The organism is Streptomyces vilmorinianum (assembly GCF_005517195.1).
GTDB classification, from domain to species: Bacteria; Actinomycetota; Actinomycetes; order Streptomycetales; family Streptomycetaceae; genus Streptomyces; species Streptomyces vilmorinianum.
The window spans coordinates 3,915,724-3,930,636 of sequence record NZ_CP040244.1 but is presented as its reverse complement, the minus strand read 5'-3'; the positions used below and the strand labels follow the sequence as shown (position 1 = coordinate 3,930,636).

Annotated in this window: 13 protein-coding genes; 1 reads left to right on the top strand and 12 read right to left on the bottom strand. The window is 73.1% G+C overall.

All coding sequences use genetic code 11. The annotated features are described in order from the left end of the window. Positions 1-75: 75 nt before the first annotated feature. The 11 genes from FDM97_RS18490 to FDM97_RS18440 all read right to left on the bottom strand — a co-directional run bounded on the left by FDM97_RS18490 (position 76) and on the right by FDM97_RS18440 (position 13,144). On the bottom strand, positions 76-1,986 hold the full coding sequence (locus FDM97_RS18490; protein ID WP_137991504.1) for a dipeptide ABC transporter ATP-binding protein: 1,911 nt from the start codon (positions 1,984-1,986) through the stop codon (positions 76-78). Beyond that, positions 1,976-2,872 (bottom strand): ABC transporter permease, encoded by an 897-nt coding sequence (locus tag FDM97_RS18485; protein WP_254705654.1) that lies wholly within the window; start codon positions 2,870-2,872, stop codon positions 1,976-1,978. The genes FDM97_RS18490 and FDM97_RS18485 overlap by 11 nt, the downstream gene beginning before the upstream one ends. Beyond that, a complete protein-coding gene (locus FDM97_RS18480) occupies positions 2,869-3,861 on the bottom strand; it encodes an ABC transporter permease (RefSeq protein WP_137991503.1) in 993 nt (330 codons plus the stop codon). Before FDM97_RS18480 ends, FDM97_RS18485 begins: the two co-directional genes overlap by 4 nt. Positions 3,862-3,869: 8 nt before the next feature. Beyond that, positions 3,870-5,558, bottom strand: a complete 1,689-nt coding sequence (locus tag FDM97_RS18475; protein ID WP_137991502.1) for an ABC transporter family substrate-binding protein — start codon at positions 5,556-5,558, stop codon at positions 3,870-3,872. A gap of 45 nt (positions 5,559-5,603) precedes the next feature. Next, positions 5,604-6,485: an anchored repeat-type ABC transporter permease subunit gene (locus FDM97_RS18470; RefSeq protein ID WP_137991501.1), complete on the bottom strand. Its 882-nt coding sequence runs from the start codon at positions 6,483-6,485 to the stop codon at positions 5,604-5,606. After that, entirely contained in the window at positions 6,482-7,207 is a 726-nt protein-coding gene (locus FDM97_RS18465) for an anchored repeat-type ABC transporter ATP-binding subunit (RefSeq protein ID WP_137991500.1), read from the bottom strand. Before FDM97_RS18465 ends, FDM97_RS18470 begins: the two co-directional genes overlap by 4 nt. Next, entirely contained in the window at positions 7,204-8,823 is a 1,620-nt protein-coding gene (locus FDM97_RS18460; RefSeq protein ID WP_254705935.1) for a TIGR03773 family transporter-associated surface protein, read from the bottom strand. The genes FDM97_RS18465 and FDM97_RS18460 overlap by 4 nt, the downstream gene beginning before the upstream one ends. Positions 8,824-8,828: 5 nt before the next feature. Next, positions 8,829-10,361 (bottom strand): anchored repeat ABC transporter, substrate-binding protein, encoded by a 1,533-nt coding sequence (locus FDM97_RS18455; protein ID WP_137991498.1) that lies wholly within the window; start codon positions 10,359-10,361, stop codon positions 8,829-8,831. Beyond that, a complete protein-coding gene (locus tag FDM97_RS35855) occupies positions 10,361-11,473 on the bottom strand; it encodes a choice-of-anchor M domain-containing protein (protein WP_175439159.1) in 1,113 nt (370 codons plus the stop codon). Before FDM97_RS35855 ends, FDM97_RS18455 begins: the two co-directional genes overlap by 1 nt. A gap of 99 nt (positions 11,474-11,572) precedes the next feature. After that, positions 11,573-12,223: a choice-of-anchor M domain-containing protein gene (locus tag FDM97_RS18445; protein WP_137991497.1), complete on the bottom strand. Its 651-nt coding sequence runs from the start codon at positions 12,221-12,223 to the stop codon at positions 11,573-11,575. A 201-nt stretch (positions 12,224-12,424) separates the two neighbouring features. Beyond that, entirely contained in the window at positions 12,425-13,144 is a 720-nt protein-coding gene (locus tag FDM97_RS18440; RefSeq protein WP_137991496.1) for a DinB family protein, read from the bottom strand. Positions 13,145-13,276: 132 nt separating this feature from the next. On the opposite strand from FDM97_RS18440, the gene FDM97_RS18435 reads away from it, so the two are divergent. Then, a complete protein-coding gene (locus FDM97_RS18435) occupies positions 13,277-14,188 on the top strand; it encodes a carbohydrate kinase family protein (RefSeq protein WP_254705653.1) in 912 nt (303 codons plus the stop codon). 94 nt (positions 14,189-14,282) lie between these two features. Here the strand turns inward: FDM97_RS18435 and FDM97_RS18430 are convergent, their stop codons facing one another. Continuing rightward, positions 14,283-14,876 carry a hypothetical protein gene (locus FDM97_RS18430; protein ID WP_137991494.1) on the bottom strand — a complete coding sequence of 198 codons (594 nt, stop codon included), beginning with the start codon at positions 14,874-14,876 and terminating at the stop codon, positions 14,283-14,285. Positions 14,877-14,913: the final 37 nt, after the last annotated feature.

Here is a 14,913-nt window from a genome sequence, read left to right as displayed (position 1 = left end):
TCGTAGGGGTGGACCCGGCGCGGACTCACCACGCTGCGGGGCCTGTTCGACCCTAGTACGCAACGACAATCATTTTCAATGAAGGAATGCAGTGCGCCGCTTGTGGAGGGCGCCGTGGCACGCGACGTATCGGGCGGCGCCCGGATCGGCCTCCCGCAGGAGCGGCTGCTCCCCGGTGCATGACTCCCGCACCCGCGCGGAGAGCGAGGGGAAGAGGGGGCAGCGATTCCGGAAGGCGCAGCCGGCGTCCCCGCCCGTCGAGGACGGCGGATCACCGCGCAGCACCACCCGGTCGCGGCCGCGCTCGCGCACCGGATCGGTCGTGGGCGAGGCGTCGACGAGCGCCTGGGTGTACGGGTGCCGGGGCCGCCCGAGCACGTCGCCGGCCGGGCCGCTCTCCACCACCCGCCCGAGGTACATCACGGCCACGTCGTCGGCCGAGCGGCGCACGAGACGGATGTCGTGGGACACCAGGACGTAGGAGAGCCCCATGTCCGCGCGCAGGCCGTCGAGCAGGTCCATCACCCCGGCCCGCAGGGGAACGTCGAGAGCGGACACCGGCTCGTCGAGCAGGATCAGCTCCGGCCCGGTGGACAGCGCCCGCGCGATGGCCACGCGCTGGCGCTGTCCGCCCGACAGCCGGCCCGGCCGGACCTGCGCGACGCTCACGGGCAGCTCCACCCGGCGCAGCAACTCCTCGACCCTGCGCTCGCGTTCGGCGGGCGGAGCGCCGCGCAGGGCGAGCGGCTCCGCGACGATGTCACCGACCCGCATGCGGGGGTCCAGCGAGGCCGAGGGGTCCTGGAAGACCACGCTCATCCGGTGCCTCAACTCCCGTCGCGCACGCGGAGTCAGCGCGGCGAGGTCGTGGCCGAGCACCTCGATCCGGCCGGCGGCGGGCGGACGCAGCCGCAGGATCTCGTGGAGCGTGGTGGTCTTCCCGCACCCCGACTCCCCGAGCAGCGCGAGCGCCCGGCCCTCCCGGACGGTGAGACTCACCCCGTCCACGGCGCGGACCGGCAATGGGCGCCCGCGGTTCCCGCGGCGGGGCGCGTAGTGACGCTTCAGCCCCTCGACCCGCAGCACGGGCACGCCGCCCGGCTCCGCCACGTGCCCCCCGGCCATCGAGCCTTCATGAGCGGGCTCCGCGACGGCCGGTCGTTCCATACGGCGTGTGGAATCGAGGAGTTGGCCCAGGCCCGGCCCGGCCGGCCGGTCACCCGACAGCAGCGCCCGCACCTCGCCGTGCTCGGTGAGCGTGCCGTCGCGCATGACCGCCACCCGGTCGCAGGACCGGGCCACGACCCCCAGGTCGTGGGTGATCAGCAGCAGCGCGCAGCCGCTCTCCTCCCGCAGGTCGTCCAGCAGATCGAGGATCTGTGCCTGGACGGTCGTGTCCAGGGCGCTCGTCGGCTCGTCGGCGATGAGCAGCTCGGGACCGGCGGCGATCGCCATGGCGATGGCCACGCGCTGCCGCATCCCTCCCGAGAACTCGTGCGGAAACGCCCGCGCCCGCCGGGCCGCCTCGGGAATCCCGACCTGGTCGAGGAGACGGACGGCCCGCTCCCGTGCCGCCGCGCGCGGCACCCTCCCGTGGATCCGTACCGCCTCGGCGATCTGCCGGCCCACCGCCGTCACAGGGGTCAGCGCCGCCAGCGGGTCCTGGAACACCATGCCGATCCGCCTCCCGCGGATCCGGGACATCTCACGGTCCGGCAGGCCCAGCAGCTCAGCCCCGTCGAACCGCACCGACCCGCGGACCTCCGCCCGCCCGGGCACCAGCCCGATCAGAGCCGAGGCCGTCACCGACTTCCCGGAACCCGAGGGGCCCACGACGGCGAGCGCCTCTCCCCGCCCGAGCGTCAGATCCACCCCGTGCACCGCCCGCCCGCGCCCCGTACCCGCGATGCCCGACGCACCCGAGGCGAAGGTGACCGACAGATCCGTCACCTCCAGGAGCGGCCGCGCCCCCTCCTCACCCGCCATGACCGTCCTCCCCGTCCAGTACGCGCCGCAGCGCCTCACCCAGCAGCCCCACGGCCGTCACCGTCACCACGAGGAAGCCGACCGGGGCCAGGAACACCCACGGATACGTCAGCGCCGAACCGCTCCCCACGGCCAGCAGCGTCCCCAGCGACACATCGGGTGGCTGGATCCCGAAGCCGAAGTAGCTCAGGCCCGCCTCGCCGAGGATCGCCGCGCCGACGTGCAGCGTGCAGTCGATCACCAGCAGCGGCACCAGATGCGGTACGAGATGCCGGCGCAGGATCCACCCCGCCGGCGCCCCCATGAAGCGGGCCGCCGTCACGAACTCCCGCCGGCGCAGACCCACCGCGCGGGCGCGGACGACCCGCGCCGTGAGCATCCACTGGAAGAGGGCGATGACCAGGACCATCCACAGCCAGGACCGCTCCCGCAGCGCCGGCGAGAGCACCGCGACCACCAGGAACGACGGCAGGACCAGGAGCATGTCCACGCCCCACATCAGGGACCGGTCGACCCCTCCGCCGGCGTACCCCGCCGTCAGCCCGACCAGCGTCGCGAGCAGCGTGGAGAGCCCGGCCACGAGCAGCCCGATGACCAGGGACTTCTGCAGCCCCCTCAGGCACTGCGCGAGGACGTCCTCGCCGAGCCGCGCCGTACCGAGCCAGTGGTCGGCGGACGGCGGCAGCAGGGCCGCGCCCGGGTCCTGGGTGACGTGGTCGTACGGCCACAGCCACGGCCCCACGACCGCCGCGCCGGCCAGGAACAGCAGCAGGACCGCGCCGCAGAGCGCGAGCGGACTGCGCACCAGCCGGGCCGGTACGGAAGCCGGAACGGAAGCCGGCACGGAGACCGGCGGCGAAGCCGGCGCCGATCTCGCCGTGGTCACGAGGCCGCCCTCCGTATCCGCGGATCCAGCACGGCAAGCAGCGCGTCGCCGAGCCACCCCGCCAGAACGACGAGGACGGCGATGAAGAGCGTGACCGTGGCGACGACGGTGGCGTCCTGCTCGTGAATTCCGGTGAGCAGCCAGTCGCCCATGCCGTTCCAGCCGAAGATCCGCTCGGTGAACACCCCGCCCGTCAGATGCAGCCCGAAGGTGAACGAGAACAGGGTGACCATCGGGATCAACGCCATCCGGACGCCGTGCCGCACCACCGCGGTCCCGCGCCGCAGGCCCTTCGCCCGCGCCGCCCGGAGGAAGTCGCTGCCGAGCACGTCGAGCATCGCCGCCCGCTGGTAGCGGCTGTAGAAGGCGGCCTGCGGCAGCGCCACGGCCAGCGTCGGCAGCGCCAGATGCCGCAGCCGGTCGCCGACCGCCGCCCACCCGGTCAGGTCCGCACCGGGCGTGGTCTCGGCGGAGAAGTACAACAGCTGGGTACCGGCGGCCTCGTTGACCGGCAACCAGGCCATCTTCAGGACCGTCCCCAGGACGAACACCGGCACCGAGAGCAGCACGAGCGAGCCGACCAGCGACACCCCGTCGCTCACCCGGCCGCTGCGCAGCGCGTTCCACACCCCGACCACCACCCCGGCGGCCATCGCGAGCAGACTCCCCGCGAGGAACAGCCGGACGCTGGTGCCGCAGCGGCGCCAGAGCTCGTCCGCGACCCGCTGCCCGCCGACCGTCTCCCCGAAGTCGCCCCGCGGCACCCCGGCCAGCCAGTCCAGGAAGCGCGCCGGCAGGGGAGTGTCGAGCCCCAGGCGGTGCGCCCGCGCGTCGATGACGGCCTGCGGCGGCCGCGGCTGGTGCCCCCTCAGCTCCGCGAGCGGGTCGAAGCTGAGGGAGGCCAGCAGATACGCGGTGAGGGTGGCGGCCAGACACAGCCCCAGCCGCCAGGCGAGCCGTCGCGCCAGGTGGACGGCCGTCGCGCTCACCGCCCGCCTCACTTCAGGAACCCGGCGCTCTCGAAACCGTACGAACCCAGGCCCCGCGCCCCGTAGTTCGCGAGCTCCGCACGGACCGCGTACGCGCCGGAGCCGGCGTAGAGCGGCAGGTGGTGCGCATGCTTCCAGGCCAGTACGTCGATCCGGTTCGCGATCTCGCGCCGCTTGCCGGCGTCGAGCTCGGCCAGACCCCGGTCGTACAGCTCGTCGATCCCGGGCACATGGATCCGCCCGAAGTTGCTGCCGAAGTCGTCGCCCTTCGGCTTCTGGAACACCGGCCGGTCGTGCGCGAACGGCGAGGCCGACTTCGTCCACTCGAACGCGATGAGATCGAAGTTCCCCGGCAGCAGGTACCCGTCGTAGAAGTTCTCCAGCGGCACGGTCCGCGTGCGCGCCTCGATGCCGACGGCCCGCAGCTGCTCGGTGACGAGGCCGGTGACCGTGCGTCCCACGGGCGTGGCTTGACCGATCAGCCGCAGGGAGAGCCTGCGGCCGTCGCGCTCCCGGTAGGGGCCGTTCGGCTTCCAGCCCAGGCGGTCGAGCTCCCGGCCGGCGGCCGCCGCGTCGAAGGGCAGCGTCGCGGAGTTGTCCCGGTAGCCGGGGTCGCCCGGCGGCAGAATGTGATGGCCGACGGGCTTCGCCCCGGGGACGATCCGGCCGACGAGCGCGTCGGTGATCGCTTTCGGGTCCACGGCCTGGGCGACGGCCCGGCGCAGCGGCTCCTCGGCGAGCGGGGCGCCCGCGGCCCCGTTGAAGGTGAGCTGCCCGGCCAGCCGCTCGGGCGCCTGCCGGATCTCCACCCCCGGCATGTCCCGCGCCCGGGTGAACAGATCGAGGTCCGCGCCGATGGGATAGACGTCGATGCCCCGGTTGGCCAGCTCGTCGGCGCGGGCGGCCGGGTCGAGGACCCGCAGCACGACCTGGTCCAGAGGAGGCCGGCGCGCCCACCACGAGGCGTTGCGCCGCAGCGTGACGGTCTTCCCGGTCCGGTCGATCCGCTCGACGGCGAAGGGACCCGAGGTGACCGACGGCGCCTCCAGCCAGCCCTTGTTGAAGGAACGCGCCGACGCCGTCAGCTCCTTGGGCACCAGCGGGCGGAACAGCCCCTGCCACTCCGCGAACGGCCTGCGCAGCGTGACCACGGCCACCTTGTCCGAGGCGCCCCGCTCGACCGACACGATGTCCGCGTACCCGACGTCGCTGTACCCCTCGTACGCCGTGTCCCGGCCGCTCAGCGCCTGCCACTGGCCGCGCAGGTCCTCCCAGGTGAGGGGCCGGCCGTTGCTCCAGACCGCCCGGTCCGCGAGGGTGTACGTGATGACCTGCGGCGACGTCGAGGTCAGCCTGGCCGAGGTGAAGAACGCCTTGTTCAGGGCGTGTTCGCCGTTCGGCGCCTCCGTGAAGGCGCTCGGCAGGATCGCCTCGGCCAGCTGCCAGGTCACCACGCGGGCACCGTTGACCTGGACAGGGTTGTAATTGGTGGGCAGCGCGTCCACCGGTACGCGCAGTGCGCCTCCGTCGCGCAGCGCCTCGACGGGCCGGGCGTTGATGTCCTGCTCGCCGCGCGCGGCCGGTGCGCCCCGCGCCCCGCGGTCGGGGCCGGACGGGCCGCCGCACCCGACCAGCAACGCGGCGGCGCAGGCGGCCGTCACCATGGCCGCCGTGATCGGCCTCAGGGTCCTGGACATGGTGCTGCGTCCCCTCCTTCGGGCCCTCCTGGGCCGTTCATCTCGCTATGCGGCGGTCGAGGCCGTGGTCGAGGTCCTGGTGGCGGGTTTCAGGCGTGCCGCGAGGCCGTGGCGTGGTGCGAGGAGCCAGACCAGCGCGAACAGGGCGGTGAGCACGACGACGACCGATCCGCCGGCCGCGAGGTCGTAGGCGTAACTCACGTACAGGCCGGCGAGGCTGCCGGCGCAGCCGATCGCCGAGGCGAGCAGCGTCATCGCCCACAGACGCTCCGTCAGGAGCCGGGCCGTCGCCGCCGGGGTGATCAGCAGGGCCAGGACGAGGATGTTGCCGACCGCCTCCAGCGACATGACGATCGTGGCGGTCACCACGCAGTACAGCGTCAGGTCGAGCGGGAGGACGGGCAGCCCGGCCGCCCTGGCCGTCTCGCGGTCGAGGCTGACGGCGACCAGCTCCTTGCGCAGCGCCAGGACGACGGCGACGAGGACCGCGCCGATGCCCGCGACCCGCCAGACGTCGGAGGAGTCGACCGCGAGGACCTGGCCGAAGAGGAACGAGGACAGATCCGTGGTCCAGCTGTCCCGCGTCGACACGAGCACGATGCCGAGGCCGAACGCGAAGGCGAAGAAGACACCGATGACGGTGTCCTCCTTCAGCCGGCGGTTCTGGGAGACGAAGGCGATGAGGACCGCCGTCGTCGCCCCGGCCGCCGCGCCGCCGAGGAGCAGATTGCCCTCGAAGGCGTACGCGAGCGCCACCCCGGGGAAGGCCGAGTGGGCCACCGCGTCGCCGATGAACGCCATGCCGCGCAGGACCACGTAGACCCCCACGACCCCGCACACCAGGCCGACGATCGCGGCGACCGCGAAGGCGCGCCGCATGAACGGCAGCTGCCACGGGTCGGTGAAGAAGGCCAGCAGCTCGCTCATGCGACCGCCTCCGGACGGATCGCCCGGTCGAGACCGAAGGCCCGCAGCATCTGCTGCGGATCGGCGAGGAGACCGGGGCCGCCCTCGGCGACGACCGTTCGGTTCAGGAGCACCACCCGCTTGCAGGTGCGGGCGGCCGCCGCCAGGTCGTGCGTGGTCATCAGCAGTCCTCTGCCGTCGGCGGCCAGCCGGCCGAAGAGTTCGTCGAGCAACTCCTGCGTGGGGACGTCGACGCCGGTGAACGGCTCGTCGAGCAGCAGCAGCCGGGGTTCGCACGCGAGGGCGCGCGCCACCAGGACGCGCTGGCGCTGCCCTCCCGACAGCTCCCCGAGGGGACGGCGGCGCAGCGCGGTCAGCCCGGCGAGCTCCAGGGCCGCGTCCGCGGCCGCCCGGTCGTGGGCCCGCGGCCGCCGGAGCCAGCCGATCGCCCTCGTACGGCCGCTCAGTACGGCGCCCGCCACGTCGATGGGGAAGTCCCAGGCGAACTCGTGGCGTTGGGGTACGTAGCCGACCCGGCCGGTCGTGGAGATCGCGCCGGCCGATGTCGCGGTGAGCCCGAGCGCCGCGCGAAGCAGTGTCGTCTTCCCCGCCCCGTTGGGCCCCAGCAGGCCGACCAGTTCTCCCGCGGACACGGTCAGCGAGGCGTTCTCCACGGCGGTGCGGCCGGTGAGGACGACGGAGACGGAGTCGATCCGCAGCAGTTCCTCGTCGGTGGCCGTCATGCGCCGCGCCTGCGGGTGAGGACGACCGCACCGGTCCCTACGACGGCGAGCGCGGCGGCCGTCCCGCCGAGGAGCACGGTGGAGCCCGCGCCGGTGGACGCCATGGAGCCTCCGGCGCGGGAACCTCCGGTCGCGTCGCCACCCGTCGTACCGCCGGTCGCCGACCCACCGGTCGAGGCGCCGCCACCCGTCGACGTACCGCCCGTGGAAGCCGCGCCACCGGTCGTCCCGCCGGTCGTGCCGGCGGTCGTGCCGGCGGTCGTGCCGGCGGTCGTTCCGCCCGTCGTGCCGCCGTCGGAGCCGCCCGCCGGGACCTTCGCCGGGTCGGTCGCCCCCACCGCGAACGCCACCGTCTCCGTGTCGCTGACCTTCGCGCCGTTCGCCAAGGTCCCCGACATCGAGAACGTCAGCCGGTACACGCCCTCCTCGCCGAAGGCCCAGCCGCCGTGCGCGTGGGTGTTCTGCGGTACGCCGAAGGCGTCCGGGACCCCGTCCCCGCTGTCGAACCGGACCGTCGCGCCGGACAGGCCGTCATAGTTGTACAGCGCGAAGTTCCCGGGGCCCTCGGCCTTCACCAGCTTGAACTCGACCTCGCCCTTGGCGGCCCCCGCCGCGATGTTCTCCGTCGACCAGCCAGGCCAGAGCAGCCCCGGCTGCTGCACCTGGTCGAGCAGCCAGACGGGTGCGCCGGGAGCGCCCAGGAACGCGAAGTCCTTGTTCGCCGGAACCGTCCTGCGGGCCTCCGGCTTGACGTGCAGCACGACGGAGGACGGCTCGCGCCAGACCGTCGTGCCCGGGACCGTCCCGTCCTTGACATGGATCTGCATCGTCCCGTCGACCACGCGCGCGGCGATGTCGATGTGCCCCTCGTCCAGGACCTTCCGCGCGGTCTCGACCGGCTCGGCGGGCGCGGCCACGAGCCGGGGCGCGGCGGCCGGAGCGGCCGGCTCGGCGACGGCGGGACCCAGCGGGACCTCAGGAGCCTCCGGGACTTCGGGAGCCTCGAAAGAGGGAGGGGGAGTGGGGGCGGGGGTGGCGACGGCCGCGTCCCCCACCCGTACGGTGTATCGGACCTCCGCGCTCAGCGGGCCGCTGCCCTCCGCCCCCGTGTCCGCTTCGGCCGTCAGGGTCACCAGATAGGTCCCGGCCGCGTCGAACGCCCAGCGCGTCTCGCCTCGTGCCCCCGCCGCCAGGTCGTACCCGTCCGGCAGGCCGTCGGAGCTGTCGAACCGTACGAGGGGCGGCGTACCGTCCCGCGCGTCCTCGGCCGCGTACGCCTTCAGCGTGCCGGGACCCTCGACGCCGGTCAGCGACCAGCGCACTCCGTCGCCGCGCACGGCCCCGGCCGGCAGGCCGGTGGTGTCCCAGAGCGGGCTCAGCTCCCAGACGTCCGTGCCGTCCGGCCCGGACACGCGATGGGTGTCGTCGACGTCGAGGACGCCGCCCGCCCCCAGGCTCAGCGTGCCGTCGGCCAGCGTGACCGGCGCCACGACGGGCGCGCCCTGCGCCGCGTGTTCCGCCGTGTTCTCCGTCGGCGGGACGGTCATCGCCGTCCCCCCGAGGGCCAGCGCGCCCGCCGCCGCGAGAGCGATCCTGCTGTTCCGTACGAGCCTCATCGGGCTCAACTCCCCTCCTGGCCCAGGCAACGGGCCAGTTCCTTCGCGTTGTGGCGCATCATCGAGACGTAGTCGTGGACCGTGTCGTCGAAGGAGTCGCCGTAGATCGTGCAGATGCCGACGCCCTCGTCCTCGGCGACGCGGCGCAGGACGTCCGCGCGCGCGGCCAGGTTGGGTTCGAGGAAGACCGCGGGCACCTTCTGCTCGCGGATGGTGTCGCGGAGCCTCTCGACCTCCGCGGCGCTCGGTTCTCGGCTCGGCACGGGCACCACGAAGCCCGCGACCTCCATGCCGTAGGCGTGGGCGAGGTAGCCGAAGGCGTCATGCGTGGTGATGAGCTTCCGGTGGGCCGCCGGAACGCCGGCGAGCGTCCGGGCGACGTGGTCGTCCAACTGGGCCAGCTGCTTCAGATAGCGCGCGGCGTTGCGCTCGTACGTCGCCCTGCCCTTCGGGTCGGCCTTGATCAGCTCGGCCTCGATCCGGCGTACGTACGCCTCCGCGTTGGCGACGTCCTCCCAGGCGTGCGGATCCATCTCGCCGTGCACGTGCTTGCCGATGACGGCCTGCGGCAGTACCCAGATGTCCGCGCCGGGCTTCCCGAGGAACCGGTACGCGCCCTCCTCGGGCACCGTCTCCTTCGCCCGGTCCGGCACGGAGAGCACGACCGAGTCGGCGGGGTGGTACGTCCGCTTCCCCGTCGCCGGATCGTCGGCGCGCACCTGGACGGACCGGGTCCGCGCGTTGAGCGCGACGTCCGCGTGGCCGCCGTCGAGCACGGTCGTGCCGACCGGGGCCGCGGTCCCGCCCACGACGAAGGTGATCGTGCCGCTGCCGACCGGCGTGGTCGTCCCGTCCAGCGCCTCGGTCCTGCCCTGCACGGTGAGCCGGTACGTACCCGGCTCGCTGAACACCCAGTTGACGTGGGTGTGGGCCTCCGGCGGCAGGGTGAAGGAGTCCTTCGCGTCGAAGCCGTCGGTGGAGTCGATGTATCCCTGCGGGGTGCCGAGCGTGTCCGTCAGGTACACGTGGAGGTCGCCCGGTCCCTCCAGCGCGGTGGCCGTCGTACGGACCTGGGTACCGTCGCCCGGGACCTCCCCCTCGACGGCCCAGCCGAGCCAGAGGACGCCCAGGCCCAGGTCCTCCTTGAGCTTGATGACCGAGCCGCCGTACTGCTCCAGCTTCTCGCTGATCGGCACCTTGGGCGTGCCCTCGGGCGCGTTGGTGTGGATCATCTTCATGATGCCGGGCTCCTCGAGGAGCAGGCCGTTGCTGAAGACGAGGTCGGAGCGGGCGATCCTGGCCGCGTCGCCGGGGCTCGGTTCGTACGAGTGCGGGTCGCCGTGGTGCGGGACGACGGAGCGCACGTCGACCCGGTCCCCGCCCACGTTGCGCACGAGGTCGGCGATGATCGCGGTGGTGGTGGAGACCGTCAGCTCCGCGGAGCCGCCGCCGGAGCCGCCGGAGCCGCCGGGACCGCAGCCCGCCGCCAGCGCGGCGGCCAGCGCGGCGCCCGCGACGGCCGTGCGGGTGCGCCTCATCACGCGGCCTTCCTGCGACGCACGTACAGGACGGCGGCGCCGCCGGCGAGGACCGCGGCGACGGCGATGCCGGCCGGGAGCGCGACGCCCGCGCCGGTCGACGCGAGCCTGCCGCCCGGGGCGGGAGCCGCGGTGGGCGCCTGGGCCGGGGACGTGGTCGGCATGGACGTCACCGGGGGAGTGGCGGACGGCGTCGGGGGGCCGGTCGGGGTGGGCGTCGGCGCCGGACCGTCCGTAGGCGCGGACGTGGATGTCGGCGTAGCCGTGGGGGTCCGTGTGGGTGTGGGCGTCTGACTGGGCGTCGACGTCGGCGTGGGCGTCGGGGTGGGCGTGGATGTGGGCGTCGGCGTCGGGGTGGGTGTCGGCGCGGGCGTCCCGGTGCCCGGCTCGACGGTCGAGGGATCCACATCGCCCACGACCACGGCCAGCGTCTCCCGGTCGGAGACCTTGGCCCCGGACGGCAGGGTGGCGGTCATCTCCATGGTGATCCGGTAGACGCCCTCGGTGTCGAAGATCCACAGCGGGTGGGCATGGGTGAACGCCGGCAGGGACACGGAGCCCGGTTCGGCCTTGGCGCCGTCGACGGTGACGCCGATCCGTATGCCCCAGTCGGGGTCGTCCGTCCACTGCCCGAGGACGAACCGGCCGGGGCCCTCGATCTCGGGGAAGGTGACGCTCACCGGTCCCGAGACATCGGCGGGAAGGATCTCCATGGTGTTCCAGCCGGGCCACAGCAGCCCTTCCTCCGACTCGAAGTCCTTGTCGACCCAGAGGCTTTCGCCGGGTTCCCCGAACCCCTCGAACTGCGGCACTTCCTCCCGCGGAGGGATGACGATCTCGTGGCGGGGATCGAAGTGCAGCAGCACGTCGGAGGGTTCACGCCAGACGGCCTGACCCGCGACCGTCCCGTCCTTGACGAGGTACTCGAGCCGCCCGTTCCGGAGCCGCGCCGCCAGGTCCAGATGGCCGCCGTCGAGCACGACCCTCTCCCCGGCGGGCGCCTCCCTGGGCGGTGTGTCCGCGGCCCGCGCGAGTGGCGCGGCGGCCAGCAGGGACAGGACGGCCGTGAGAGCGGCGGCTCTCGTCGTACGTGGCGGTAGCGAGGCCCGCATCGGGGGCGTCTCCTTCGGAGCGAGGGGAGAGGGCGGTTCGGCGAGTCGGGGCCGGGGGGCGGCCCGGCGGCGGGTCGGGCCGCCCCCCGGTGTCTGTGATCAGCCGACCTGGAAGGTGTAGGTGGCCGAGGTCGGACCCACCGGTGTGCCGTTCGTCAGCGTGCCTCGGACGGAGAAGGTCGCGGTGTACGAACCGGCCTGGGTGAACACCCAGTTGGCGTGGTCGTGCTCGCCCGCGGCGACGTCTCTGGTGTTGGTGAGGGTCGCGTCACCGCTGTCGTAGGAGCGGTTGCTCTTCGGGCACAGGCCGTTCTTGTACACGGTGAGCTTTCCGGGACCCGTGACGGATTCCAGCTTGACCTGCACCTTGTCGTTCTGGAACACGCCGGTGGCGAGGTGCTCGCCGGAGATGCCCGGCCACAGGAGGTTGGTGTTCTCCACCTGCGGCAGCCGGTAGACGGTGGAACCGGCCGTGCCCAGGTGGCTGTAGCACGTCCCGCTCGGCACGGTGTAGGCCGAGGCGGGCAGCGCCCGGAGGACCACATCGGCCGGCGCGTACTCGACGTCCGGCGTGACCGACTCGTCGTGCACGTGCAGTTCGAGACCCACGCCGTCGTACTCGACGTCGAGTACGTCGACATGCCCCTGGGAGAGAGTCGTTCCGGCCGCGTGGGCGACGGTGAGTCCGCCGACGGCCATGGCCGCGGCGATGGAACCGGCGACGGTGAGAGTGCGCGTGAAGGCACGCAAAGGAAGCCCCCCTTGAAGACGATTGATGGTGCGCGAACAAGTAAGACGATAATCGTTTTCATTAGCGGGGTGCAAGTGTCCCACGAGACAGGACGGCCCGGCGGAGAGCCGGGCGTGGGGGAGGGCTGGGCGTGGGTGTGGCCGCGGCGCGGGTGGTCATGCCGCAGACGCGGAGGGATCACCCGCGTCGCGCGCCCGGGCCTACCCGGACGTGGTGAAGCGTGCCCGCCACAGGTCGCGGAGCAGCGCGATCTCGGCCATGTGGTGGATGAATTCGAGTTTGGCCGCCGCCGGCACCGCGAGGAACGGGTCGTCGGAATCCGAGCCGTACGGGTACTGGGAGAAGCCGACCGTGTCGAGCTGCTCGTCGGTGAGGGCGGCGACGCTGTCGCGCCGGCGGTCGATCAGCGCCCAGAACCGCTCGAGTGCCAAGGCGGCGGAGGGGGTGAAGTCGACCAGCAGCTGGGGCTCCTGCCGCCGTTCACCGAAGGACCACTCCCGTTGACCCGCGAAGCAGGAGCGCAGGTGCCCCAGCCGCCACGCGATGGTGGTGACCGGCGTTTCGTCGGGCTCCGGCGCACCGGTGTGGGCGAGGACCTGCTCGACCCGCTCGACGCTCACGCTCCAGTCTTCGGCGATCTTGGCGACCGTCATGCCGCTCGCGGCTTGCCGGGCGACCTCGGCGTACTCGCTCGCCGGGATATTCGGTGCGCCCTTGTCGAGCACCCACTCGCCCGGCCCGTACGCCCTGGGCGTCGCCGCCTCGCCCCGGCGCCGGATCGACCAGGAACCGGCCACCGGCTCCCAGAGGTACTCCTCGTCACCGAGCCCCGTCAGCCGCACCTGGGCCATCTCCCTGGCCTGGTCGAACTGGTCGAGCAACAAGCCCAGAGGGTCCGTCCGCGCGCCCTCGGTCCCCATCACCGGCTCCCCTCGTCGTCGCGTGGCGTACCTCGCCGCGACAGACGGAAGTCAACGGCTCACCTCATGGGGCGCGAGCGTTTTCCGGCGGAGGAGTCACAATGGTGGCGGCGGGACCCGAGAGGCGGATCAGTGAGTCAACAACACGCGCGGTACGACGTCGTGGTGATCGGTGGCAGCGGAGTGGACACCGTCATCCGTGTCGATTCCCTGCCGGTCCCGCTCGCCGACTCGGTCGCCGTCGGTCCGATCGAGGAGTGGCCCGGCCACACCGGGGGAAACGTGGCCCTCGGCACCCGCGCCCTCGGCCTGAAGGTCGTGCTGCTCGACTGCGTCGGCGACGACTGGACCGGGGCGCTCGTCCGTGAGCGCATGGCCGAGGGGGACGTCGAGTTCGTCCCGGTGATCTCGCCCGCCGGCACCCGGCGCGCGGTGAACCTCGTGGACGCGACCGGGCGCAGGATGTCCTTCTACGACGCCCGGGACCCGGCCTCCCTGCGCATGCCCCGGGAGTTCTACCTGCCCCGGCTGCGGCGCACGCGCCATGTCCACGTGTCCATCATGAACTTCGCCCGGTTCCTGTACGACGACATCGAGGACCTCGGCGTCCCCGTCTCCACCGATCTGCACGACTGGGACGGACTGGCCGACCACCACCGGGAGTTCGCCCTCCGCTCCGACCTGGTCTTCCTCAGCGCGGCGGGCGCGGGCGAGGGAACCACGGCGCTCATGCGGGAGATCCTGCGCGAGGGCCGCGCGCGGACCGTGGTCGCCACGGCGGGGGCGGACGGCTCCTACGTCCTGACCAGGGACGGGGGCCCCACGCCGCACCACATCCCGGCGGTCGCCCCCGACGCGCCCGTCGTGGACTCCAACGGCGCCGGCGATGCCTTCGTCAGCGGCTTCCTCTACGGCAGGCTCGCGGGCCGCGACGTCCTGGACTGCGCCCGACTGGGCGCGGTGGCCGGAGCCCACGCCTGTACGGCCCCGGGCTCCACCGCCCTCATCGGTCCGAAGGCGCTCCTGCGGGCCGTGGCGGACTGATCCCGGACCCGGACACGGACCCGGACCCGGACACGGACCCGGACCGCGGTCGCCGGCCTGTCCACATCGGCGGCCGCGGACATCCCTGGCTCCGTCAGGCCGTGAAGGGCGGCAGCGCCGCGAACTCCGGTACCACCTCGACGCCCTCCGCGAGCGCCCCGAGCACGCCCCTCACCCGGGTCAGCGGATGGTCGGGGAACTGGGCGTCGTACTGCACGTGATCGGCGGCGTGGAACGGCAGTCCGCCCGTGACCTCCGGGGCGTAGGGATGGGCCCGGAAGAACGCGCCGGGGCCGACCTGTGCCATCACCATGGCCTCCCGCATCCCGGTCATCCCGCGCTCGGGTGCCTGGATCTTCACCACCGTGCTGCACTCCGCGCGCGGAACGGTGAAACTACCGATGAAGACCTGCCCGTTGGGCTGCCCCGGCAGCGGCAGCTTCAGTATCTGACGCAGCGCGGGCAGCTCGCCCAGCGACTTCACCGATGCCTCGATCAGCCCGCCGCCGGCGTCCGCCGTCATGCGGGTCAACGCGGCCCGCAGCGACGGGCCGTCGTCCAGCGACGCGGGCAGATCGGGGCGCAGCGCGAAGAAATGCAGCGACAGCACGTCGCCCGCGTCGCTGACCCAGACATCGGGTTCGACGAGTCGGAATCCCGGCAGGTCGACACCAAGAAGAGCTCTCATGACCGGTGATGATGACACCCGTACCCCGCGCGGGAGA